At 35.1% G+C, this 24248-nt stretch carries 26 protein-coding genes; all 26 read left to right on the forward strand.

The genetic code is table 11. The features are described from left to right. Positions 1-452 precede the first annotated feature (452 nt). The 26 genes from BM120_RS08090 to BM120_RS08215 all read left to right on the forward strand — a co-directional run bounded on the left by BM120_RS08090 (position 453) and on the right by BM120_RS08215 (position 24243). The gene (locus BM120_RS08090; RefSeq protein ID WP_091994806.1) at positions 453-1322 is read left to right on the forward strand and encodes a class I SAM-dependent methyltransferase; all 870 of its coding nucleotides are present in this window, start codon (positions 453-455) and stop codon (positions 1320-1322) included. Between the two features lie 14 nt (positions 1323-1336). Beyond that, positions 1337-2023 carry an RluA family pseudouridine synthase gene (locus tag BM120_RS08095; protein WP_091994809.1) on the forward strand — a complete coding sequence of 229 codons (687 nt, stop codon included), beginning with the start codon at positions 1337-1339 and terminating at the stop codon, positions 2021-2023. A gap of 175 nt (positions 2024-2198) precedes the next feature. Continuing rightward, a complete protein-coding gene (locus tag BM120_RS08100) occupies positions 2199-2924 on the forward strand; it encodes a peptide arginase family protein (RefSeq protein WP_091994810.1) in 726 nt (241 codons plus the stop codon). 130 nt (positions 2925-3054) lie between these two features. Beyond that, on the forward strand, positions 3055-3549 hold the full coding sequence (locus BM120_RS08105) for an SEC-C metal-binding domain-containing protein (protein ID WP_091994813.1): 495 nt from the start codon (positions 3055-3057) through the stop codon (positions 3547-3549). A 102-nt stretch (positions 3550-3651) separates the two neighbouring features. Then, a complete protein-coding gene (locus BM120_RS08110; RefSeq protein ID WP_091994815.1) occupies positions 3652-3909 on the forward strand; it encodes a Veg family protein in 258 nt (85 codons plus the stop codon). 148 nt (positions 3910-4057) lie between these two features. Continuing rightward, a complete protein-coding gene (ispE, locus tag BM120_RS08115; RefSeq protein WP_091994818.1) occupies positions 4058-4987 on the forward strand; it encodes a 4-(cytidine 5'-diphospho)-2-C-methyl-D-erythritol kinase in 930 nt (309 codons plus the stop codon). A gap of 11 nt (positions 4988-4998) precedes the next feature. After that, on the forward strand, positions 4999-5805 hold the full coding sequence (gene murI / locus BM120_RS08120) for a glutamate racemase (protein ID WP_091994820.1): 807 nt from the start codon (positions 4999-5001) through the stop codon (positions 5803-5805). A 40-nt stretch (positions 5806-5845) separates the two neighbouring features. Beyond that, positions 5846-6259 carry a YwiB family protein gene (locus tag BM120_RS08125; RefSeq protein ID WP_091994822.1) on the forward strand — a complete coding sequence of 138 codons (414 nt, stop codon included), beginning with the start codon at positions 5846-5848 and terminating at the stop codon, positions 6257-6259. Position 6260: 1 nt separating this feature from the next. Next, positions 6261-7640, forward strand: a complete 1380-nt coding sequence (gene tilS / locus BM120_RS08130) for a tRNA lysidine(34) synthetase TilS (protein WP_091994825.1) — start codon at positions 6261-6263, stop codon at positions 7638-7640. Between the two features lie 19 nt (positions 7641-7659). Beyond that, positions 7660-9582 (forward strand): ATP-dependent zinc metalloprotease FtsH, encoded by a 1923-nt coding sequence (ftsH, locus tag BM120_RS08135; RefSeq protein ID WP_091994827.1) that lies wholly within the window; start codon positions 7660-7662, stop codon positions 9580-9582. Positions 9583-9778: 196 nt separating this feature from the next. After that, positions 9779-10723, forward strand: coding sequence for an NTP transferase domain-containing protein (locus tag BM120_RS08140; RefSeq protein WP_091994830.1), 945 nt, complete (start codon positions 9779-9781; stop codon positions 10721-10723). Between the two features lie 7 nt (positions 10724-10730). After that, a complete protein-coding gene (locus BM120_RS08145) occupies positions 10731-11309 on the forward strand; it encodes a histidine phosphatase family protein (RefSeq protein ID WP_091994831.1) in 579 nt (192 codons plus the stop codon). Between the two features lies 1 nt (position 11310). After that, a complete protein-coding gene (locus BM120_RS08150; protein ID WP_091994834.1) occupies positions 11311-12339 on the forward strand; it encodes an XdhC family protein in 1029 nt (342 codons plus the stop codon). Then, complete coding sequence (locus BM120_RS08155; RefSeq protein WP_091994837.1) at positions 12326-13372, forward strand: molybdopterin-binding protein; 1047 nt, start codon at positions 12326-12328, stop codon at positions 13370-13372. The genes BM120_RS08150 and BM120_RS08155 overlap by 14 nt, the downstream gene beginning before the upstream one ends. A gap of 45 nt (positions 13373-13417) precedes the next feature. After that, positions 13418-13891 carry a cyclic pyranopterin monophosphate synthase MoaC gene (moaC, locus tag BM120_RS08160; RefSeq protein ID WP_091994839.1) on the forward strand — a complete coding sequence of 158 codons (474 nt, stop codon included), beginning with the start codon at positions 13418-13420 and terminating at the stop codon, positions 13889-13891. Continuing rightward, positions 13879-14865: a GTP 3',8-cyclase MoaA gene (gene moaA, locus BM120_RS08165; RefSeq protein ID WP_242941589.1), complete on the forward strand. Its 987-nt coding sequence runs from the start codon at positions 13879-13881 to the stop codon at positions 14863-14865. Before moaC ends, moaA begins: the two co-directional genes overlap by 13 nt. 21 nt (positions 14866-14886) lie before the next feature. Beyond that, the gene (locus tag BM120_RS08170; RefSeq protein WP_091994841.1) at positions 14887-15822 is read left to right on the forward strand and encodes an MOSC domain-containing protein; all 936 of its coding nucleotides are present in this window, start codon (positions 14887-14889) and stop codon (positions 15820-15822) included. 39 nt (positions 15823-15861) lie between these two features. Continuing rightward, complete coding sequence (gene modA, locus BM120_RS08175; RefSeq protein ID WP_091994843.1) at positions 15862-16731, forward strand: molybdate ABC transporter substrate-binding protein; 870 nt, start codon at positions 15862-15864, stop codon at positions 16729-16731. Between the two features lie 50 nt (positions 16732-16781). Further along, positions 16782-17465: a molybdate ABC transporter permease subunit gene (modB, locus tag BM120_RS08180; protein ID WP_091994846.1), complete on the forward strand. Its 684-nt coding sequence runs from the start codon at positions 16782-16784 to the stop codon at positions 17463-17465. Between the two features lie 53 nt (positions 17466-17518). Then, positions 17519-18607 carry a sulfate/molybdate ABC transporter ATP-binding protein gene (locus BM120_RS08185; RefSeq protein WP_091994849.1) on the forward strand — a complete coding sequence of 363 codons (1089 nt, stop codon included), beginning with the start codon at positions 17519-17521 and terminating at the stop codon, positions 18605-18607. 358 nt (positions 18608-18965) lie between these two features. Then, positions 18966-19850, forward strand: coding sequence for an FAD binding domain-containing protein (locus BM120_RS08190; protein WP_091994854.1), 885 nt, complete (start codon positions 18966-18968; stop codon positions 19848-19850). A gap of 2 nt (positions 19851-19852) precedes the next feature. Then, positions 19853-20338, forward strand: a complete 486-nt coding sequence (locus tag BM120_RS08195; RefSeq protein ID WP_091994856.1) for a (2Fe-2S)-binding protein — start codon at positions 19853-19855, stop codon at positions 20336-20338. A gap of 1 nt (position 20339) precedes the next feature. Beyond that, positions 20340-22685: a xanthine dehydrogenase family protein molybdopterin-binding subunit gene (locus tag BM120_RS08200; protein WP_091994859.1), complete on the forward strand. Its 2346-nt coding sequence runs from the start codon at positions 20340-20342 to the stop codon at positions 22683-22685. Positions 22686-22840: 155 nt separating this feature from the next. Continuing rightward, positions 22841-23245 carry a YopX family protein gene (locus BM120_RS08205; RefSeq protein ID WP_091994863.1) on the forward strand — a complete coding sequence of 135 codons (405 nt, stop codon included), beginning with the start codon at positions 22841-22843 and terminating at the stop codon, positions 23243-23245. A 10-nt stretch (positions 23246-23255) separates the two neighbouring features. Further along, positions 23256-23807 (forward strand): hypothetical protein, encoded by a 552-nt coding sequence (locus BM120_RS08210; RefSeq protein ID WP_091994866.1) that lies wholly within the window; start codon positions 23256-23258, stop codon positions 23805-23807. Beyond that, entirely contained in the window at positions 23800-24243 is a 444-nt protein-coding gene (locus BM120_RS08215) for a hypothetical protein (protein WP_242941590.1), read from the forward strand. The genes BM120_RS08210 and BM120_RS08215 overlap by 8 nt, the downstream gene beginning before the upstream one ends. Positions 24244-24248: the final 5 nt, after the last annotated feature.

The raw sequence follows: 24248 nt of genomic DNA on the forward strand, positions 1-24248 counted from the left end.
GGGCTGACTAATAAGAGCCCCAAATAAAATGCATACCCACATTCTCCACGTGTAAGAAAATGAATGTAGGGTATGCATTTTTGTTTGTGCTTTCTTTATGAGTTTTGTAAAAAGAATTATTTTAAGCATATTCTATTCCTTCAAAATAAAATATTTATTATTCTCTATTTAATTTAAAAAAGTTTTTTGAAAAAATATCCAATATTATTTTAATATGACAAGTAATGAAAATCAATATACTTTGTAGAATTTTCAATAATTATAAAAAATCTATGGGATGTATTAAAAGAAAAGATGTATTTGAAATCTTATTTTTAGCGAAATATATCACTTTTTTAATCATGAATCGTGATTATATGATATAATTATTTTTAATTTGTATAAGGTAAATAAGTGTATGCTTTAAAGCAAATACAATACAGAATAGATTGTTAAAGAGAAAGGAATAAATAATGATACTATTATCGGATAAATGGAAAGATTATGAGCTGATAGATATGGGAAATGGTGAAAAATTGGAAAAATGGGGAGATGTTGTTTTGAGAAGACCTGATCCACAGGTTATATGGCCCATAAATAAGGAATGGCCTCTATGGAAAAATCCTCATGGACATTATCACAGAAGCAATAGAGGTGGAGGAAGCTGGGAAGTAAAGAAAAAATACCCTGAGCAATGGAATATAAATTACGGTCCATTGAAGTTTAAAATAAAGCCTACCGGATTCAAGCATACTGGTTTATTTCCTGAGCAAGCGGCGAACTGGGATTGGATGATAGATAAGATTAAATCATCAAAGAGACCTATTAAGGTTCTCAATTTATTCGCATATACAGGAGGGGCATCAGTGGCTTGTGCCTATGCGGGTGCAGAGGTTTGCCATGTAGATGCTGCAAAGGGTATGGTAAATTGGGCAAAAGAGAATATTGAGCTTTCAGGACTAAGGGATAGAACAGTAAGATTTATTGTAGACGATGTTTTCAAATTTGTCGAAAGAGAGGTCAGAAGAGGAAATAAATACGATGCTATTATTATGGACCCACCTTCATATGGAAGAGGACCAAAGGGAGAGGTATGGAAAATAGAGGATAAGCTGTATGAGTTTCTTGAGCTTTGTTTGAAGGTGCTGTCTGATAAGCCTCTTTTTGTATTAATCAACTCATATACAACAGGATTTTCTCCAATAGTGCTTGAGAATATTTTGCAGACTACTGTTAGAAGGCAGGTTAAATCTGGTAAGGTTTATGCTGGAGAAATTGGTATTCCAGCGTCAAGAACAGGAATGATTCTTCCTTGTGGAATATTCGGACGTTGGGAAGCATAATACGGAGGCGATCGATGTCAAGGATAAAGCTAAACGTGATTTATGAGGATAATCATCTTTTGTTGGTTGAAAAGGTGAGAAATATATTGTCACAGGCTGATAACACTGAAGATTTGGATATGATCAATATCTGTAAGGATTACATAAAAGAAAAATATAATAAGCCGGGAAATGTATATTTAGGCTTGGTTCATAGGCTGGATAGACCAGTGGGTGGAGTGATGGTTTTTGCAAAAACCTCAAAGGCTGCCTCTAGGCTATCGGATCAAATAAGACGTGGATTAATGAATAAGACATATAGGGCAGTAGTCGTTGGGAATGTAGAAAAAGAAGGATATTACGAGGATTATCTTCAAAAAAATAAAAAGACAAATATTGTAAGGGTGGTAGACAAAAATACGAAAGATGCAAAGCTAGCAAAATTGTCATTTAAAAAAATTTCCAGCTGTAAAAATAATGAAAAAGAGGTCTATTCACTTGTTGAAATTGATTTACTGACTGGTAGGCCTCATCAAATAAGGGTGCAGTTTTCTAGTAGAGGAATTCCTTTGTATGGCGATCAGAGATACTCAAAATACTCATCGGTGGGTCAGCAGATAGCTCTGTGGTCTACAAGGCTAGAGCTTATTCATCCTACTACAAAGGAGAAGATGATTTTTGAGTTGTTGCCTCCAAATGAATATCCGTGGAATATTTTCTAGTAGATATAGATAGATTAAATATAGTTTGGGCTAAATTCAAGCTGGAGTAGATTTAAATAAGAGCAAATTTAAATTAGAACGGATTTAAATTAGAACAGATTTAGATTAGAGTATATTTGAACTGGATTAAACACGAATTGGAATAAAGTTTTGTTTTTTATGGGGAGGGTAGATTATGAGCTATGGTGGGTTTTATTTAAGTGATCCGATTGGAAATAATGAGTTTTCATTTAACGAGAGAGAAAACAGAAAAATATATGTGCCAAGCTTGATAAAAAAAGAGATTCATATTGATAATTTCAACTTAGATTTTGTCAAGTTTGGTAAGGCTCCGAGCTTTATTGAGATTGAAGATGGCGTAGAGCGTGTTTGTTATGGTCTTGAGCATATGTACGAAATTGATCTTATTATCGATGCAGAGAAAAAGAAGAAAATATTTTTGTTTGATAATCACAATCATGCATTTTACTTTTGGTGTAGATCAATAATCAGTGGGCATTTAAAAAGGGGGAGGTCATTACTACATGTTGATCAGCATAAGGATACGAGGCTTCCACCTAATTTTGATGTAGACATCAGAGATATTGACGCTGTGGTAAATTATACAAATAGAGTGTTAAATGTTGGTAATTTTATTAAGCCAGCTATGAATTTTGGTATATTTTCGGAGCTTGTAATAGTAGATTCGGAATACGGTATGTGTTTGGATATGCCTTCTGATTATATACTTGATTTAGATTTGGATTTTTTTTCGAAGGACATGGACTATATAGATCTGGATTTTCGAATGAGCAGGGTAAAAGACTATATACAAGGTACGGATTTGATTACAGTAGCTACAAGCCCATATTTTATTGAACAGGAAAGAGCAATTGATATGCTTGAACGATTGCTAAAATAATGTGGAAATTGGCTATTATTTGTGATAAAATAGTGTAGCTAGAATTATTAGATATGGAAAAATGGTTAAAATGAATTTTTAATTTTTAGTTTTAAAATTAACATTATATTGATAAAGAGAGGTAAAATTTATGTTATTTGAGGCATGGAGAAGCATGAGCGAAAATCATCAAAGCGAAGAGGCTGAAGTAAAGTTCTGGGAAGCCTTTTTGAAGGATGAAACAACAATATATGATGAAGTATTAAGAGAAAAAACACAGATTATTGCTGGAAAATTGAGTGATTTGGCAAGTCAGTACAAAACTACGCCGGAATTCTTTATGGGATTTTTGGATGGTATAAATGAAAGTATAGAAATGCCTTTGGAGCTTGAAAGGATTGAAAAAGATACTCAAATCAGCATTAAGATCGACTGGGAAAAATTATATTTCAACATGGTTAATGTAGAAGCACATTGGTTATATGGGCTAAAAGGCTGGGAAGATATACTACCTGAGGATTTGAGAAAAAAAATTCAGAAGGAATTTAAGAAAACAAAAATTGTTGTTAAGGAAGAAAAAATCAAAAGAAACGACCCATGTCCATGTGGAAGTGGTAAAAAGTATAAAAAATGTTGTGGCAAATAATTGACAAATTTATTGAGATATTGTAAAATATTATGTTATCTTGACAAAATTACATCTTTATGGTATTATATTATAGTATAATACAAAAGGATGGTGATATTTTTGGCAACAACAGCTACGCTAGATAATATTAGACATACGTTGGAAAAGTATGTTGGGAACAAAATATTACTAAAGGCAGATCAAGGAAGAAAACATATTGTTACTAAAAAAGGCATACTTGAAAATTTATATCCAAGTGTTTTCGTTATTAAAATTGGCGATGCTGAAAGTGGGTTCGAGAGAGTGGCGTACAGCTATTCTGACTTACTTACTGAGACTGTAAAAATTAAGGTTTTTAAAAGTAACAATGCAAGTTAATAAAATTGGATACTAATATTTAGGGGCTGTAGCATTTATTTTCGCAACGGCTCTTTTTTATGTTATAATTATGATATGTGGAATTTTGTACATTTTCTGTGGAATCTATGTACTTTAAGTAATTCCTTTATGCGGAGGTTTATTATTGATGAAAACAATTAAATTGAGGGCAAGAGCGAAAATCAATTTATCAATTAATATTAATGGAGTTTTTGAAGATGGATATCATGATGTGCAAATGGTAATGCAGTCAATAGACCTGTCTGACTATATACTAATTAGAAAGAAGCCCTCAGGCTATAAATTGACAATATCAAATTCGAATTTGATTTCTGATAAAAGAAATATAATATACAGGACATGGCAATATATGAAGGAAAAATATGAAATTGAAGAGGGTGTAGAGGTTTTTCTGGAAAAGAATATACCGATAGCAGCGGGCATGGCAGGTGGAAGTGCAGATTCTGCTGCGATGTTTGTTGGAATTAATAAATTATTTGATTTGGGGCTTGATGAAAAAGAATTAATTGAGGACTCAAAGGCATTGGGATCTGATATTGCATTTTGTATTTCTGGTGGCACTGCATTGGCTTGTGGAAAAGGTACGGACATACAAAAGCTTAAAGCTTTGAATAAAGATATCAACATTTTGGTATGCAAGCCGAATCAGTCCGCATCCACGAGTAAAATATATAGCAAATTTGATATAATGTTCTTGGACGAAAAAAATAAAATTTCACTTACCGATAATAGGCTGATGAATTATGTTCCAAATAACGAGAGGCTAGTTGAATCTATAAGCAATGGAAAATGTATCTGTGACATTGTTGAAGCGATGGGGAATATGTTGGAGCCTGTTACTAGAACTTTATGCTCTGATATAGATATAATAAAAAAAATCATGGATGCTTCAGGCTCCATAAAAAGCATGATGAGTGGAAGTGGACCGACTGTTTTTGGTTTCTTTTCGGACAATAAAGCTTTAAAAAAATGCAGTAAAATATTGAGAAATGAATATATAAATACATATGTGACCAAACCTTCTAGTAAGGGTGTGGAAATATGTGTATTTAATTAAGGGGAAAATATATGGATAGAAGACCGATAGGAGTTTTTGACTCCGGCTTGGGTGGTTTGACTGTTCTAAAAGAGATAAACAGATACCTTCCCAATGAAGATACAATATATTTTGGTGATACAGCCAGAGTGCCTTATGGACCGAGGTCAAAGGAAACAATAATAAAATATACTTTTCAAGCGATTAATTTCTTAAAGTCGAAGGAGGTTAAGGCTATAGTTATTGCGTGTAATACAGCCACAGCTAGAGCCTTGGTGGAGGCAAAAGAAAGCTATGACATCCCAATCATTGGAGTAATAGATGCGGGGGCAAGAGCTGCAGTCAAAACTACGAAAAATAAAAAGGTTGGAATTATTGGTACTGCTGGTACAATAAATTCAAAGGCATATAATAAAGCAGTGAAGAGTATAGACAAGAAAATACAGGTGATAGGTAAAGCCTGCCCACTATTTGTACCTTTGGTTGAAGAAGGATGGGCAAACAAAGAAATTTCATCGACTGCTGCACACATGTACTTGGATTCGTTGATTGAAAGGGGTGTCGATTCACTGGTTTTGGGATGCACTCATTATCCGATACTCAAGAGAACTATCGGTGAAGCAGTTGGAGCTGATATAAAATTAATAAATCCTGCGAAAGAGACGGCTTTGGATTTAAAGAAAAAATTGGAGGACAATAATTTGCTGAACACCTCAGAAAAAAAGGGTAGTTGCAAGTATTTTGTTTCTGATATCAACGAACAGTTTTCAAAAGTCGCAGGCGAGTTTTTGAAGAGAAAGATAACAGACTTGGAAAAAGTTGAGATTCATAGATATTGATTAGGATTTGAAAGGGATTCGAATAGAATTTGGGTGTGATATGGATGTTAAGATTACAATAAAGACTTCTCAAATTTTAGAAGCTGGTGATATACAAACTATTGAGAGCTTTTACAATGGAAAAAAAACTCTTAAAAGCACTGGGATATTTTTAGCTTTTGAAGAAAATGGCAATATGAAGAAATACCATAGAGTCATAAAGATAGGTGACAAAGAGGTTGCAATTATCAACTCAGGTGATTCTAGCTCAAAAATGAAATTTGTGGAAAATGAGAGTCATAATTCCATTTATAGAACACCTTATGGCAGCTTTGATATGTCTATTTACACGTACAAGATAAAGAAAAAAATTCTGGAAAATGAAGTAAAGCTAAATTTAGATTATAAAATAGAAATAAAGGGATTGATGAAGGCTAATAATAGAATAGAAATAAAGGCTATTGCGGAGGAGTAATATGATATTTGACTCTGTTTTAAAAACTATTACTGAGAAAAGCATGATAGAAACAGGTGACCAAATAGTAGTGGCAGTTTCAGGTGGTCCAGATTCTGTGTGTTTGCTGCATATTTTGCATAAGCTATCAAATCAAATGGACATAAGGCTATTTGTTGCTCACTTAAATCATCAAATTAGAGGACTCGAAGCTCATCTAGATTCCCTGTACGTTATGAAGCTTTGTGATAGCTTAGATATACCATGCTTTATAAAGTCAATTGATGTTCCAAAATATTGCGAGGATAATAAGCTTGGACTTGAAGATGGTGCAAGGATACTAAGATATAAAATGTTCAACGAAATAAAAGCAAGGGTTGGTGCGAATAAGGTTGCAATTGGTCATAATAAAAATGATCAGGCTGAGACTGTTTTGATGAGAATAATGAGAGGGACAGGGCTTCAGGGCTTGAGAGGAATCGAATATAAAAGAAAAGATGGTATTATTAGACCTATTTTGGATTTGAATAGAAAAGATATTGAAAAGTATTGTGTTGAGCATGAGCTGTATCCAAGGATTGATAGGACAAACCTTGAATCAATATATTCTAGAAACAAGATTAGACTGGAATTGATACCTTATATTCAAAAAGAGTTTAATGATAATTTTATAGATAGTGTAATCAGAATGGTTCAAAATCTAAGAAGCGATAGCGACTACATTCTTAATGAAGTAGATAAAGAGTATGCCGAGCTGGCAAGAGCTTATGAGGATGGGGTGTATTTATTTGTAGAAAGGTTTAATACATTACATAGTGCTGTCAAATCCAGGCTTATAATTAGAGGTATAAGAGCTTTGGTTGGAGACGTAAACGGAATAGAAAAAAAGCATATTGACGAAGTGCTGGAAATGTCGAAAGATGGCAAATTGAATAAAAAAATCAATCTTCCAAGAGGTATTTTCGTTTATAGAAAGCAAGGATATATCTTGCTGACTAAATCCATATTAGAGGAGAGCAATATTGAGTATGAGTACGCGATTGAGCCTGGAAAGGACGTTTTCATATCTGAATTAGGAAAGACATTTAAGTCAGAAATTGTACCTTTGGAAAATTTTAACAGTGATGAATTAAAAAAAGGCTTACAATTTCTAGATTTGGGTAAAATAAGAAGTAGCATTAGATTGAGAAATAGAAGACAAGGTGATAAAATAAGATTATCGGGTGGATCTAAAAAGATAAAAGAGCTTTTCATAGGCTTAAAAATCCCGAGGGAAAATAGAGATAAAGTACCAATTTTGGTTGATGGAGAGAGTGTGGTTGCAGTTTGTGACTATAGGATGAGCATAGATTACAAGATCGAAGAAAAAACCGAAAAGATTTTGATGTTTACGCTTGAATAATAATAAGGAGGTAGGTATATTGCATAAGACACTGAGAGGTGCCGGAATTTATTTGATAATGTTGCTATTAATCGTAGGAATCGTTCGGTACACTGGAAATCAAAAAGAAAAATACACTGATATGGAGTTTTCAACTTTGTATCAAACCTTGAAAAATGGAAATATTAAAGACATAAAAATTGTCGATGATACGAGTATTTCTGGAACATTAAAGGATGGAACTAAGTTTAAGTCTTATATTCCTAGTGAAATTAAGAGTGATAAATTGGCACAGGATTTTTTGACTAGCATTGAAAAAGATAAGGTGAAATTAACTGCTGAACCGACCCCTAAAACTCCTTGGCTGATAGAACTATTGCCGACATTACTACTTTTGGCATTCATGGTTATTGCTTTCTTTGTTATTATGAATCAGTCACAGGGTGGTGGAGGAAAGGTTATGAGCTTTGCCAAATCAAAAGCAAAGCAGCATAAATCAGGTAAAGATAAAGTATTATTTAAAGATGTTGCTGGGTTAAAAGAGGAAAAAGAAGAGCTACAGGAAATTGTTGATTTCTTGAAAAATCCAAAGAAATATATAGATTTGGGAGCTAGAATTCCAAAGGGGATTTTGATGGTAGGACCTCCAGGAACAGGTAAGACATACTTATCAAGAGCTGTTGCTGGTGAAGCTGGAGTACCATTCTTTACTATTAGTGGTTCAGATTTTGTTGAGATGTTTGTCGGTGTGGGTGCCTCAAGAGTAAGAGATTTATTCGAGCAGGCAAAAAAAGAATCGCCAGCAATTATTTTTATCGATGAAATAGATGCTGTTGGTAGAAAAAGGGGTGCAGGTCTTGGTGGCGGACATGACGAAAGAGAGCAGACATTAAATCAGCTTCTTGTTGAAATGGATGGATTCGGTGTAAATCAAGGGATTATTATAATGGCTGCTACTAATAGACCTGATATTCTCGACCCAGCGCTTTTGAGACCTGGACGCTTTGATAGACAAGTTGTTGTCGGAAGACCAGATGTAAAGGGGAGGGAGGAAATTTTCAAGGTTCACTCAAAAAATAAACCTTTGTCAGATGACATTGATTTGAATGTTTTAGCAAAGAGTACACCTGGATTTACTCCAGCCGATATAGAAAATATTATGAATGAAGCTGCTATATTAACTGCGAGAAATGGCAAGGATAAAATATCCATGGAATATATTGAGGAAGCAATTACCAAGGTGATTGTTGGTGTTGCTAAAAAATCAAGAGTTATAAGTGAAAAGGAAAGAATTTTGACAGCCTATCACGAAGGAGGACACGCAGTATGTGCTCACTTGTTAGATTTGATGGATCCAGTTCATCAGGTTACTATTATTCCAAGAGGTATGGCTGGTGGATTTACACTACAGTTACCAACGGAAGATAAATATTATGCTACTAAGGGAGAAATGATGCAGGAGTTGATAGTACTTCTTGCAGGAAGAGTATCTGAAGAGTTAAACTTGGATGATATTTCTACCGGAGCATCAAACGACCTTCAAAGAGTTACTCAATTAGCTAGAGATATGGTCGCTAAGTATGGTATGAGCGAAAAGCTTGGACCAATAAATTTCGCTTCACAGGATGAAGTATTTATAGGTAATAGCTTTGGTCATGCAAAGGAGTATTCTGAAGAAGTAGCTGCTGAGATAGATGTTGAGGTTAGAGCTATAGTATCTGATGCATATGAAAAAACTAAGATTATGTTGAGAGAAAATCAAGAACGATTGGATTATATAGCAAAGGCGTTGCTTGAGTTTGAAACACTAAATGAAAGTCAGTTTGTAGAAGCTTTTGAGATGAGGCTTCCTTTAAATAGAGAGGAAAAAATTGATGAGGAAATTGATCAGGTAAAAATCGATAATGAAAAAATTGATGATGAGATTTCGACTGCCGACAAAAATAAAGCTGATGTAGAATAAATAAAATATTAAATACTTGTTAATAAATCTCGAATGCTTATTACTAATATTGCAGTATTTAACCACCAAAAACAAATTTGTATTTGGTGGTTAATTTTTTTTATTATATTTACATAATAATTTATGCGTGATATAATTAAAGAGCGTTAGCTAATAAAAAAACGAACGATAGATAATAGTTTGAAGGTGGCGTATTATGAAAAAAACTGGAGCTGTTATAGTAGCTGCTGGACTATCTTCCAGAATGAAGGCTTTTAAACCTTCTCTGCCATTTGGAGATTCTACGGTAGCGAATTGTACGATTAGTAAACTGAAAAAACTGGATGTTTATCCTATTACGGTTGTTGTCGGACATAAGTCGGATGAATTGAAAAAAAGTATTTTTTTCGATGATATAAGGTATGTTGAAAATGAAAAATACTCAGAAACACAAATGTTTGATTCTGTTGTCCTTGGTGTTGAAGATATAATGAATTTGTGCGATCGGATTTTAATAATGCCTATGGATTTACCTGCCATTTTAGAAGAAACATTGGAAAAGGTTTTGAGTATTGATGCCGAACTAGTGAGAACGACATATAATGGACAACCAGGACATCCTATAATAGTGAGCAATGAATTTGCAAAATCTCTTGGAAATTACTGTGGAGAGGATGGGCTTAGAGGTGCAATGGAATCATATGGATCTCATATTACCAATGTAGATGTTGATGATGAGGCTGTATATTTCGATATAGATACGCCAGAGGAATATTCTGAGCTTATTGAGTGGAACTATCAAAGAGGTAAAGGATATCCTATAGGACCTCAAATTGAAGTCAAATTAAAAGCTAGAGAAGTTTTTTTTGATGAAACAGCTTATAGATTACTGAAGAGTATAGACTCCCAAAAATCTATACAGCAAGCGTGTGTTAGCGTGGGCATTTCATATTCAAAGGGAAGTAAGATTATTAAGGATATTGAGAGAGAGCTTGGATTTCCGGTTGTTGAAAAATGGACCGGAGGAACAGGTGGAGGAGGGTCTTCACTTACCAAAGAGGGCTTGAGATTGGTTGATAGCTATTCTAAGCTAATGAGTGAAATGTATAAAGATCTAGAAAAAAAGTATAAAAAATATTTTGCCATGGGATTGAGAGGGTAGTGAGTTTATGAGAAAATTATATCTTGTTAGACATGCGACACCTAATTTCAAGGACGATATCAGACTGTGTATCGGAAAAACCGATATAGATATCGGCAACAAGGGAATAGATGAAAGCAAAAAATTGAGAGACTTTTTTTCGAAAAAGCAAATAAATAGTATTTTTTCAAGTCCGCTAAGTAGGTGTGTAAGTACTGCTGAAATAATTTCTGATGGTAAGCTAGAAATAAATATTGACGCAGGGCTTATGGAAATTGACATGGGCGAATGGGAAGGTATACCTCTTAAGGATATCGTCAAAGAGCTTGGAGATGAACCTTCGAATGGCGAAAGGCGTGTAGATGCCTTGAAACGCATGGAAAATGCTATTATAGAGATAATGAATAATACAGCTGGAGATGTTATTTGTGTTGCTCATGCTGGTGTTAATTGTGCATTTATTGCAAAGGTGATAGGTGCAGATATTAAGACCTCTAGGGCTATAAGGCAGCCATACGCATCTTACAGCTGTTTTGAGTATGAAAATTTCGAGTTTAAGTGTCTGGAAATTGGAATTTTACCTGAAAAGGAGTCTGAATTGAAATAATATGAAAACGTTTTTTAAGTTATTGGATGAGGAATTAAATAGTGGTAGAGATGTTACTATGGTTAGCATTACTGCCAGCTCTGGCTCCACGCCTAGAGGTGCTGGTGCTAGAATGATTGTAGGAGAAAAAGGAAGGATTTATGGAACTATTGGCGGTGGTGCAGTTGAGTATCTCTGTCAACAGAAGGCGCAGGAAGTTCTAAGTACAAAGAGATCGTTTAATGAAAAATATATTCTGAGACAAAACGAGGTTCAGGATTTAGGTATGATCTGTGGTGGAGATGTGGCGTGTTTCTTTCAGTATATATCGAGCGAGGATGAAAATACGAAAAAATTGGTTCGTGCCATTTTAGATTCTTTTGAAAGAAATGAAGACATATGGTTGATACTGGATATTACAGATGGTGTTCAAGCTTCGATGGGAGTCGTATGTGGAAGTAACCATTGTGTTGGAATAGATATACCAGAAGAAATAATCAATAGCTTGGATGGAAAATCGAGAAAGTACACTATAGGCGAAAGAATATATTATGTCGAACAAATAAATAGAAATTCAAAGGTATATATTTTTGGCGGTGGTCATGTGGCTCAGCAATTGGTGCCGACATTACATAGGATAGGATTTAATTGTATTGTGGTGGAGGATAGAGAAGATTTCGCCAAAAAGGAATTATTCGATGGCGTTTTGTCTACAAGAATAGTGAATATGGAAAACTTATCTGAGCTTTGTGATGAGATTACGAAAAATGACTATATTTGTATTATGACTAGAGGACACAAGGACGATTATATCGTTCAACGTCAAGTTTTAAAGTCTCCTGCCAGATATATTGGAGTAATTGGAAGTAGGAAAAAGACTGCGAGTGTGATGGAAAGGCTAAGAAATGATGGGTATGGTGACGAGGATCTAGCTAGAATAACGGCACCTATAGGTATATCCATTGCGTGTGAAACACCTGCAGAAATAGCGATTAGTATTGCTGGACAATTGATAAATGAAAGGGCGAAAGATAGACATGAAAATAATTAAAACAGTTGATGCAGAGGGGGCTGTCCTTTGCCATGATATAACGCAGATAATAAAGGGCGTAACAAAGGACACAGTTTTTAGAAAGGGTCATGTTGTTACAAAAGAAGATATACCAGTATTGTTGAGTGTTGGAAAAGACCACATATACATTTGGGAGAATGACGAAAATATGCTTCATGAAAATGAAGCTGCGGAGGTGCTATGTTCTCTCTGTCTAAATGATAATATGAAAAGATCTGAACCAAAGGAAGGTAAAATAAATCTATTTGCTGATTGCCATGGGCTGCTAAAAATAAACAGAGAGGCATTAAAGGCTGTAAATAGCTTTGGGCAGATGATGATTGCAAGTATTCATGGGAACTTTTCTGTGAAGGAGGGAGAGAAGCTTGCAGGTACTAGAATAATTCCATTGGTAATTGAGAAAGATAAGATGGAAAAGGTAAAGGAACAAGTCTTGAATATTACTTCTGGAAAACCGATCTTTGAAATAAAGGAATTTAAGGGGAAAAAGGTAGGAGTTGTAACTACAGGTAACGAGGTTTTCTATGGGAGAATAAAAGATACATTTACGCCTGTTATCATTGACAAGATAGCAGAATTTGGAGGAGAGTTATTTGAAAATATAGTTCTAGAGGATAATGATAAAAAAGTCACAAATGCAATACTAGAGCTGATTGAAAAAGGTGCAGATATGGTGGTTTGTACTGGTGGAATGAGTGTAGATCCTGATGATAAAACTCCTTTGGCTATCAAGAATACAGGTGCAAATATCATTTCATATGGTGCACCAGTGTTACCAGGAGCGATGTTTTTGCTGGCTTATTATAGTAAAAAAGACGAGGATAGAGCTATTCCAATACTAGGCTTGCCGGGGTGTGTCATGTATGCGAAGAGAACTATATTTGATTTGGTTCTTCCAAGAGTTATGGCTGATGATGTAATAACAGCAGAGGATATGGCAGAGCTCGGTGAAGGAGGATTATGCCTGGAGTGCGATGTTTGTATATTCCCTAAATGTAGCTTTGGAAGATAGTTAATATAAATACTAGAATTATTTTAAGTTTGAAATGGAGACGATATGAGTAATTTTACACATTTTGATAAAAACGGCAATGCCATTATGGTAGATGTCAGCCATAAAGATGAAACTATAAGGGAGGCAGTTGCAGTAGGTAGTATCAAGATGTCAAAAGAATGTTTTGATAAAGTCAAGGCTGGTGGAATGAAAAAGGGTGATGTGCTAGGCATAGCAAGAGTAGCTGGTATTATGGGGGCGAAGAAAACTGCTGAGTTAATACCTCTTTGCCATATTCTAAATCTAAGCAAAGTGGAGATTGATTTTGACCTTGATGATAATGAGAACAAAATTATGGCTTCTTGTACGGTAAAGACAGTTGGAAAAACCGGAGTAGAGATGGAGGCATTGACAGGCGTAAATATATGTCTTTTGACGATTTACGATATGTGCAAGGCTGTAGATAAAGGCATGGAAATATTGGAAATTAAGCTGATGAAAAAGACCGGCGGTAAGAGTGGAGTTTGGGAAAGGTAGAGATTATCGTGATTGATTCATATAACAGAAATATTGACTATATGAGGATTTCTATTACGGATAGATGTAATTTGCGTTGCAGATACTGTATGCCAGATGGAATAAAATTGTGTTCTCATGATGATATTTTGTCATTTGATGAAATTGTGATGGTGTGTAGGGAAGCAATAAAGCTAGGTATAGTTAACTTTAAAATTACGGGTGGAGAACCGTTAGTCAGAAAAAATTGTCACGAACTGATAAAAAAAATATATGAGTTGGATGGTGTAAAAGAGGTTACACTTACTACAAATGGAATACTTCTTGTAGATCAGCTCGATGATCTTATGAAAGCGGGTATAAAGTCTATAAATATCAGTCTTGATAGCCTAGATAGAAATAAATATAGAGAAATTACCGGATTCAACAAGCTTGACAGAGTGCTTGAAGCAATAGAAAAATCAATAGAAAAGGGATTGAAGGTAAAGATAAACGCCGTTTTACATGATAAGGACTTTGCAAATGATTTTTTGAGCTTGATTACACTAGCTCAAAAATATACCATTGATGTGAGGTTTATTGAGATGATGCCGATTGGTTTAGGAGCGAAATCGATGCTGGTGTCAAATGAGGATTTGATCAAAATATTATTTGACTCTTTTTCAAATGTGACAATTGATAAATCAAAGCATGGGAATGGACCAGCTCAATACTATAAGGTTGGTGGATTTTTAGGCTGTGTCGGATTTATAAGTGCCATTCATGGAAAATTCTGTGATTCATGTAATAGAATTAGATTGACCTCGACAGGTGATATAAAATCCTGCTTGTGCTTTGATAAATCAACAACCATAAAGAATTTTCTAAAAATGGAAGATGCAGAAGGTGTTTATGAAGCACTTTCAAAAAGTATTCTTGAAAAGCCTGAAAAGCACTGCTTTGAGGATATGAAAAACATCACAGAAACGAAGAAGATGACGCAAATTGGTGGTTAGATATGGGGAAGGAATTGCAAGATGGCAAAAATAATTGGAATATGTATAAGTGAAAAAAAGGGTACTCAAAAAAAGGAAGTGCCTAGTGTGAAATTGATTGAAAATTTTGGAATAGAAAATGATGCTCATGCTGGAAAATGGCATAGACAGGTAAGTATTCTTTCCTATGAAAGAATAAATGAGTTTAGAGCAAAGGGTGCTGATGTTGATTTTGGCGCATTTGGAGAAAATCTAATAATAGATGAATATGATTTTAGAAGTATGCCAGTCGGTACAAGATTTAAAATAGGTGAAGCTGTGTTAGAGCTGAGTCAAATAGGTAAGGAGTGTCATTCTCATTGTGCGATATTTCATTCAGTTGGAGATTGCATAATGCCAAGAGAGGGTGTTTTTACTGAGGTAATAGTAGGTGGAGATATAAAAATAGGGGATGAAGTAGAGCTTATTGAAGTTAATCTGGATGTACCACTGACAGCAGCAGTAATAACTGTTAGCGATAAGGGATCGGTTGGTCAACGAAAGGATGAGAGTGGTCCTATAATTACAGAAGGATTGGTAGAAAATGGCTTTGTAGTCAAGGAAGAGATAATAATACCAGATGAACAGAAAATAATTGAACAGCAATTAAAGAGACTTGCAGATCAGAGACAGGTAAATCTGATAATTACGACTGGAGGGACTGGATTTGCTATGCGAGATGTGACTCCGGAGGCTACAAATGCCGTATGCGATAGAATGGCGAATGGAATTTCCGAAGCGATTCGAGCCTATTCAATGAACTACACGAAAAGGGCTATGTTTAGCAGAGCTGTGAGTGGTCTTAGAAATAGTACTCTGATAATAAACTTGCCGGGCAGTCCAAGAGCTGTAAAAGAGTCATTGGAATTTCTATTGCCAAATTTGGAGCACGGATTAAAGATTTTAAAGGGCACATCTTCAGAGTGCGCTAGAAAATAAATATTTTTAACTGTATTAATTTAAGGGAGGAAAAGACGTATGAAATTAGGTCACAAATTTAAAGTATTATGTTTGTTATTGGCATTGATTGCAGGGACAACACTTACAGCCTGTACAAAGAAGAATACTACAGATGAAAAGGCAACGGAAGCCAAAAAAGAAGTAAGCCTTTTTATTGCAGCAAGTCTTTCTGATGCAGCTGGCGAGCTGGTAAAGGATTTTGAAGCACAAAATGCCGATGTAAAGGTTGTGGTAAATGCGGATAGCTCTGGAAAGCTTAAATCCCAGATTATGGAAGGTTTTGACTGTGACATCTTTTTAAGTGCATCAACTAAGGAAATTAAAGAATTAGATGAAAAGGGAATGTTAGTCGACAACAGCACTATGGATCTTTTGCAAAACCAATTAGCTATCATAGCTTACAAGGATTATGATGGATCTGTAAAAGGATTGGATAGTGTTAAGGAGGCCAATAGTATAGCTTTACCATATGGAAGTGTTCCAGCAGGCTTTTATGCTAGAAAAGCACTGATTGCAGAGGGGATATTGAAGGTCGAAAATCAAGACAATGAGACTGTAAAGGCAATTACAGGAAAGACTGTATCTGAGGCATTGGGTGGAATTACGATTAGTGAAAAAGAGAATGTTAGCGTGGCTTTGAGCTCTGTTGCAGAAAAATCAGCAGAAATTGGATTTGCTTACGTTAGTGATGTAAAGAGAAATGAGAATGTGAAAATAGTAAGTACAATAGATGTAGAAAAAACTGGAAAAATAACATATCCGATTGCCAAGGTAAAATCAAAGAATAATACTGAGGACAAAGCTGAGATTACCGACAAATTATATAAAGCTTTGTCAGATGATAAGGCGAAAAAAGTGTACGAAAAATATGGATTTAAGGTGAATTAACACATCGTTTCGCATTGGAATGTCATTTTAAATCGAGGAGTGGGAATACATTGAATGAATCACTTGAAATAATTAAAAATCTGGACTGGAGTCCTTTAATAATATCAATAAAAACTGCTATTGTTGCCACTATAATCTCATTTTTTATAGGTGTACTGTTAGCAAAAAAGGCGATGACGTGTAATAAGAAAAAGAAAGCTTTTTTGGATGGAATAATGTCTTTGCCGATAGTTTTGCCACCAACTGTAGCAGGCTTCATTTTGCTTATTGTATTTAGTAAAAGGAGATTTTTTGGAAGCTTTTTATTGGATAACTTCAATATTTCGGTACTACAAACGTGGATGGGATGCATTCTTGCAGCAACTGTGATTGCATTACCTCTAATGTATCAAAATGCAAGAGCAGCATTTGAACAGGTTGACGAAAGCTTGATTTATGCAGCTAGAACACTTGGTATGAGTGAAAGAAAGATATTTTATAGGATACTTTTGCCGGTATCAAGACCGGGGCTAATTGCGGGATCAATTTTGTGTTTTGCCAGGGCTATGGGAGAATATGGAGCGACTTCAATGATCGCTGGGAATATACCTGGAAAGACGGGGACAATTTCACAAACTATTGCAATGGTAATTAATGATGGCGATTATTTGAAGGCGGGCATCTGGGTTGTAATAGTTTTGATGATATCCTTCGTGATAATATACTCAGTGAATGTAGCCTTGAGTAAAAGATAGTCTGTAGATATTTAAAAGATAATATTTAAAAAAATTTGAATGGAATTGGAAAAATGGGCCTATCAGTTGAAATAAAATCAAAACTGAATATTTTTGAAATGGATATTTCATTAAAAACCACATCGAATAGGATTGGTATTCTCGGTGCATCAGGTTCAGGTAAAAGTATGCTGCTAAAATATATCTCTGGAATAATAACTCCGGATGAAGGCGTTATTGAGCTGAATGACGAGCTTCTATTTGACTCGTCGAAAAAAATAAATATAAAGCCACAGAAGAGAAATGTGGCTTATATGTTCCAAAATTATGCACTATTTCCGACTATGAGTGTCAGAGAGAATATAGAGATAATTATTGAGGGTAGCAAAAAATACAAGGCAAAAAAAGCATCTGAGCTTATGAAAAGATTCTGTATAGATAATATTGCAAGCAAAATGCCGAGAGATCTTTCAGGGGGACAACAGCAGCGTGTTGCATTGGCTAGAATTATGGCTTATGAGCCCAAGCTTATATTGTTGGATGAACCGTTTTCGGCTATGGACAACGATTTGAAAGACAAGCTACAGATGGAGCTAGAGGAGATGGTTGCAGATTATGATGGTATAATCATCATGGTATCTCATAGTAGGGATGAAATATATAGGTTTAGCGATGAGCTGATAATTATTGATAACGGTGGGATTGTGGAGCATGGAACAACAAAAAAAACATTTAATCATCCCAAAACAATTCAAGGTGCAAAGATGGTTGGAGTGAGCAATATACTGCCAGCTAGTATAGATAATGAGTCAATGCTATTTATTCCGGAAATGGATTTAAAAATTGCTTTAGATGATGCTGACGAAATTTGCAAAAATAAAATTAGATATGTTGGTATAAGGGATGTAGATTTTAAAATTTTGTCAAGCAACGAGAATGTAGAAAATGTTGTAGATGTGAAAATTGAGAAAATTTATGAAGGAATAGAGAACATCAAAGTATTTTTTTCATTTAAGAAAAATAGTGATTACAGCTATATGTATGATCGCTCAGATAAAGTATACTGTATTAGAATAAATAAATTGCAAGATAGATATGATATATTAGAAGGCTCGTCACTAACTCTTTCAATCGATAAAAGGGATTTGATTTTCATTGAATGATGAACAATTACTGTTTTTTAGCCTATTTTTGATACAGGTGAGGCTTTATATGCAATAAAAATAATTTAAATGGCTAGATTTCAACATTTTATTTGTTGTATTTGGCCATTTTTATATTTTTGGTTTCAGCTTATATTTTATATAATAACATGCTTTTATCAACATAAATCACGTTTTGTGCATTTTTTATCATCCTTTTATTTTTTATCAATTTATTTTAATGATTTTAATAAAACACAATTGTAATATTTACTGTAATATTATATAATGATAGTGAATTATTGGCACAAATTCATTTTAATGAAAAAATAATTCATTCAAAAAATCTAAGGCGTAAAGTTTTAAAGGAGGCTTAAGAATGAGTATTTTAAGTGATTTTCAGTACCATGCACCTAAAACTAAGGCAGAGGTTTTAGCGTTGTTGGCTGAAATTGGTGAAAAATCAAAGATCCTTGCTGGAGGCACTGATTTAATTATCATGCTAAAAGAAAAGATGATCGAAACGGAAAACCTTATCAACATCGCTGATGTTAAAGAATTGTCAGGCATTGAGTTCACAGAAAATGGCGTGGAGATTGGTGCCTGTACAAGGATTGCAGAAATCGAAAATTCAAAAGAGCTAACAGAAAAAGGCTATAATGCATTGGTTCATGCGGCAGGTGAACTAGGATCTTATCAGGTAAGGTCGATGGCTACATTGGGAGGAAATATTTCACATTCTTCTCCAGCTGGTGAAACACCAACACCTTTGGCTGCATTGAATGCAAGTGTAGTTATTGAAAGTGTGAGAGGAGAAAGAGTTGTAAAGGCAGAAGACTTTATTCTTGGTAACCGTAAAAATGTGTTAGAAAAGGATGAAATGCTTACAAAGTTCATAATTCCTACTCCAGCTAAAAATTCGGCAGCGACTTATGGATACATAGGTTTGAGAAATGCAATGGAAATTGATGCTGTAAATATGGCAGTAAATATTGAACTAGAAGCAGACAAAAAGACTATTAAGAGTGTTAAGCTCGTAATGGGTTCGGTATCTCCAAAGCCGATTGTTTCTGAGGCTGTGCCTGCATTGCTTGTAGGTAAAGAATTGAATGATGAGTTGATTGAAAGCGTTGGCGAAGCTGCAATGGGTGAAGCAAAGCCGATTTCTGACATCAGAGCATCTGCTGAATACAGAAAAGATGTTGTCGGAGCATTAGCTAGAAGATTGACGAAAGAAGCATATGATTTGGCAATGGAGGTGTAAAAATGAAACAAGTAATCACATTAAATATTAATAATCAAAATTATGATGTCATTGTTACATCAAAGGATCTTTTGTTGGATGTTATTAGAAAGACTGTTGGTTTAACAGGCACAAAAAAAGGCTGTGGTCAGGGTGACTGTGGAGCCTGTACAGTATTGATTGATGGTCATCCTGAATTGGCTTGTTTGAAGCTTGCAATCGCTTGTGTTGATAAAAAAATAGTTACAATTGAAGGTATAGCAAATGAAGATGGTTCATTGCATCCAATTCAGGATGCATTCTTGGATCATGGTGCAGTTCAGTGTGGATTCTGTACTCCAGGGATGATTTTATCAGCAAAGGCTTTAATTGATAGAAACCCAAATCCAACTCAGAAAGAGATAAAGACTGCTATATCTGGAAATACTTGTAGATGTACTGGGTACATCAATATCATTAAAGCTATTGAGTCTTATGCGAATTTAGTTGCAGAAAAGGGGGCTAAGTAAGATGGGAAAGATGTACGAAGTATCTAACAGATATAACAACTATAAAGATTATACAAAAGAGTTTACTGAAGTAGGTAGAAGTATTCGTAGACCAGACGGTCCAGATAAAGTAAAAGGTGCTGTTCGTTATACTGATGATATCACTTTGCCAAGAATGGCTTATGGTAAGCTGTTGAGAAGCAAGCATGCCCATGCTAAAATATTGAAAATTGACTATAGTAAGGCATTGGAGCTGGATGGTGTATTGGGCGTTATCACTGGAGAAGACTGCCCGATTCCTTATGGTATAGTACCTCATAATGCAAACGAACATGCATTGGCAGTTGGAAAGGTTAGGAACTGGGGAGAACCAGTAGCAGCAGTAGCTGCGATAACAGAAGAAATTGCTGAAAAAGCCTTGGAATTGATAGAAGTTGAGTATGATGTTTTAGAAGCCCTTGTAGATCCTAGAGAGGCTGTGAAGAGAGATGATTTAAGGATTCATGAGGATTGTCCTAACAATATAAGCTATGAAGGTGTTCAGGTTTATGGAGACCCCGATAAAGCATTTGAAGAAGCTGATTATGTTTTGGAGCAAGATTATTATTCTTCATATGTGAATCATGGATTTATTGAACCTCAATCTGCAATAGCTGATTTTGATGTTGCAACTGGAAAGCTTCATCTATATGCTACTTGTCAGGTCCCACATTATACTCATCAGCAGTTAGCCAAGGTTCTTGAAATGCCACTAAACAAAATAAGAATTACAGTTCCTCTAATAGGTGGTGGATTTGGTGGTAAAGGAGTTGCTTCTCAGGCAGATTTCTGTTCAGCATTATTATCTAGAAAGATAGGTAGACCTGTAAAGATAACTTACGAAAGAAGCGAAGTATTTGCTACAAACAATGGTAGACATCCTTGTTATATGAAGATGAAGCTAGGCTTTGATAAGACTGGTAAAATTACAGCTTGTGAATTCAATAACTTGATGGACGGTGGAGCATATGCTGGTTGGGGGATAGTTGTTTTATTCTATACTGCATCAATGGTACACATTCCATATATGATTCCAAACGTAAAATTTGATGGAAAGAGAATCTATACTAACAAACCTACTTGCGGAGCTTTCAGAGGTCTGGGTGGAGTTCAACCAAGATTTGCAATGGAACAGATGTTGGATCAAGCTGCGGCACACTTCGGTATGGATCCATATGAAATAAGAATGCTCAATGCTGCTGAATCTGGATATACAGCCATGAGTAAGATGTATATTCCTCATACAGAATACAAAAAATGTTTAACTGAATGTGTTGAAAAATCAGGATATAAAGAAAAGCATGGAAAATTACCTTTTGGTAAGGGTATTGGTCTGTCTGGAGGATATTACATTTCAGGAACTTCATATACGTTATACCTATCATATAAACCACATACTGTTGCAACAATAAAAGTCGATGAAGAAAATGATGTAACAGTATACTGTGGAGCTACAGATATTGGTCAAGGTGTTGATATGGTAATGGCTCAGATGGCAGCCGAAACATTGGGTGTTAAGACAGAAGACGTTACTGTTGTTCCAAGAGATACAAAGATTTCAACGTTTGATTTGGGAACATTTGCCAGTCGTTTGACATTTGCTACAGGCTGGGCTATTAGGCAGGCAGCAGAAAAAATAAATGCAGAGCTTAGACCAGTTGCTGCTGGAATGCTTGGAATTCGTGGTGATGAAGTTGAGGCTCAAGGTGGAGAATTCTACAATATTTACAAGCCTAATAAGAGAGTTCCTTGGAGAGATGTTGTATCAGCATATATTCAAACAAATGGACCATTGACTAAGACTGGTCAGTTTACTCCTCCAAGAAGAAAGGGAATTCAGCAAGGTGGTAACATTGGACACTCTCCAACATTTGGATTTAGTGCCCAGATTGCAGAGGTAGATGTAGATTTAGAAACAGGAAAGGTAAACGTAGTTAAGATCACAGAAGCAGGAGACTGTGGTGTAGCTATTAATCCACAGAGTGTTGAAGGTCAGGTTCATGGATCTATACAAATGGGTATGGGACAAGCCTTATATGAAGAAATGAAGATTGCTCCAGATGGAACTTTCTTAAATCCTTCATTACATGACTACAAGATACCGACTGCACTAGATATGCCTGAAATAGATGCCAATATCGTCGATGCATATGATCCGTCAGCACCATATGGAGCGAAGGAATCAGGTGAAGGACCAATTCAGCCGACTATTCCAGCTATATTCAATGCTGTTTATGATGCAATAGGTGTCAGATTTACTGAAATGCCTTTGACTCCTGAAAAGGTGCTTAATGCAATTAAAGAACAAAAAGCAAAGGGTGTATTTTAATACGAAGGCATTTAGAGATCTACAATAAAATTTTTTAAATCCTTTTATGCGTTTAGGTAAGAAATGTGTAAATATTTAGAATTTAAATTAATAAATGGTTATGTCGGTGTCACTGTAATGGTGGCACCGGTATATGTTAGATGAGAGGTAATTTGATGCGTGAAATAAAATTTAAAGCATGGGATGATGAAAACAAAATAATGTATTCGCCAGACGAACTTGAGCAACAAGGTGCTTCGGAACTAGAAAAGACTATCTATGGGTATCTTTCGTTTGGTACAGTTTTGATTTATGATTTTAAGAATCCTGATGAGCCAGTAGAATTAGTCCCACTACAAAGTACTGGTTGGTACGATAATGAGCAAAATGAAATATTTGAAGCTGATATTGTAGAGGGAGATAATGGGATTTACCAGATAATGTGGAGCGAAGAAATTGCAGGATTTGTACTAATTGGTAATGATGGCTCTATTGCAATGGGTGGTCCGTATATGTCAGAAACATTTAAGTTAAAGGGAAATATATACCAGAATCCGGAACTTTTGGATTTTAGTATATAATGTGAAGCGTATGATATTGGATATAAAAGACAAGAATTTTTTTGAAAAAGCAAATGGGAAATCTGTGGATTTCTATTTGGAAGATGATATGTTTGAAATAGAAGGCAAAATATCAGTTGAGGGGGATGACAGATTTATTATGGTTATAGATGCTGTCAGCCATATGCTGAAAATTGCCGGTGAAAAATTAAAAATTGGAGAAAAATATGGAAGACTTACTGCGGCGAGGATAGAGGACGGTAAGGTTTTCGATTTGGAGATAAATAGAGTGTTTGTACCATTGGTTAATCCAAATAAAGAGGATTTTGAAAAAGAATTTGCTAATGGTATTACTCAATTTTTTAATAAGCCAGACGATACTTTGATTTGGTATGATTCACAAACAGAAAAATGGAATATGGAAGTCAATAAGATAAATATGTTTTGTAGTGGAGATAGATATGAATACAATTCCATTGGCGAAATGTTTGAGGGGGCAGAAGAGTATTTGAATGGTAAGTGGCAGTGCATTTATTTCAGTGCTGAAGTAGAAGAAGATGAAGGAGAGTTTTATAATGGGTAAGCATATTGTAGAAAAAAACTATCATCGTTTGGATCCAGTTGGTCAAGATGATATGTGTGCAAATTGCTCAACAGCATGTAAAACTAGTTGTAGCAGGAAGCTGGCACAGTCAGTGGGAAATGATATTAGCTATATAATTGACGAACCTACTGATAAAGAGGTAGTTATCGATAGGCTATATGATGTAATCATTAAAGACGTCGACAGTATACCATGCGATCTAAAAAATCAAAAATTAGTTTTTGATGTAAATGGGAATTTGATTGAGGGCGAACTAAAAACACCTTGGAGAATGGATTGGATTTATTCTGTAATTTCAAATTTCCTATCTGAGGATTCTCATTTGTCTGGAACGAAGAGTGTGAGATTTAATAACCCTGAGGAAGATGATCAGATTATTGTCTGTGATGTGGTTAGCTATATTCATAGAAAATAGTATGG

The organism is Peptostreptococcus sp. D1, from assembly GCF_900112955.1.
Lineage (GTDB): Bacteria > Bacillota > Clostridia > Peptostreptococcales > Peptostreptococcaceae > Peptostreptococcus.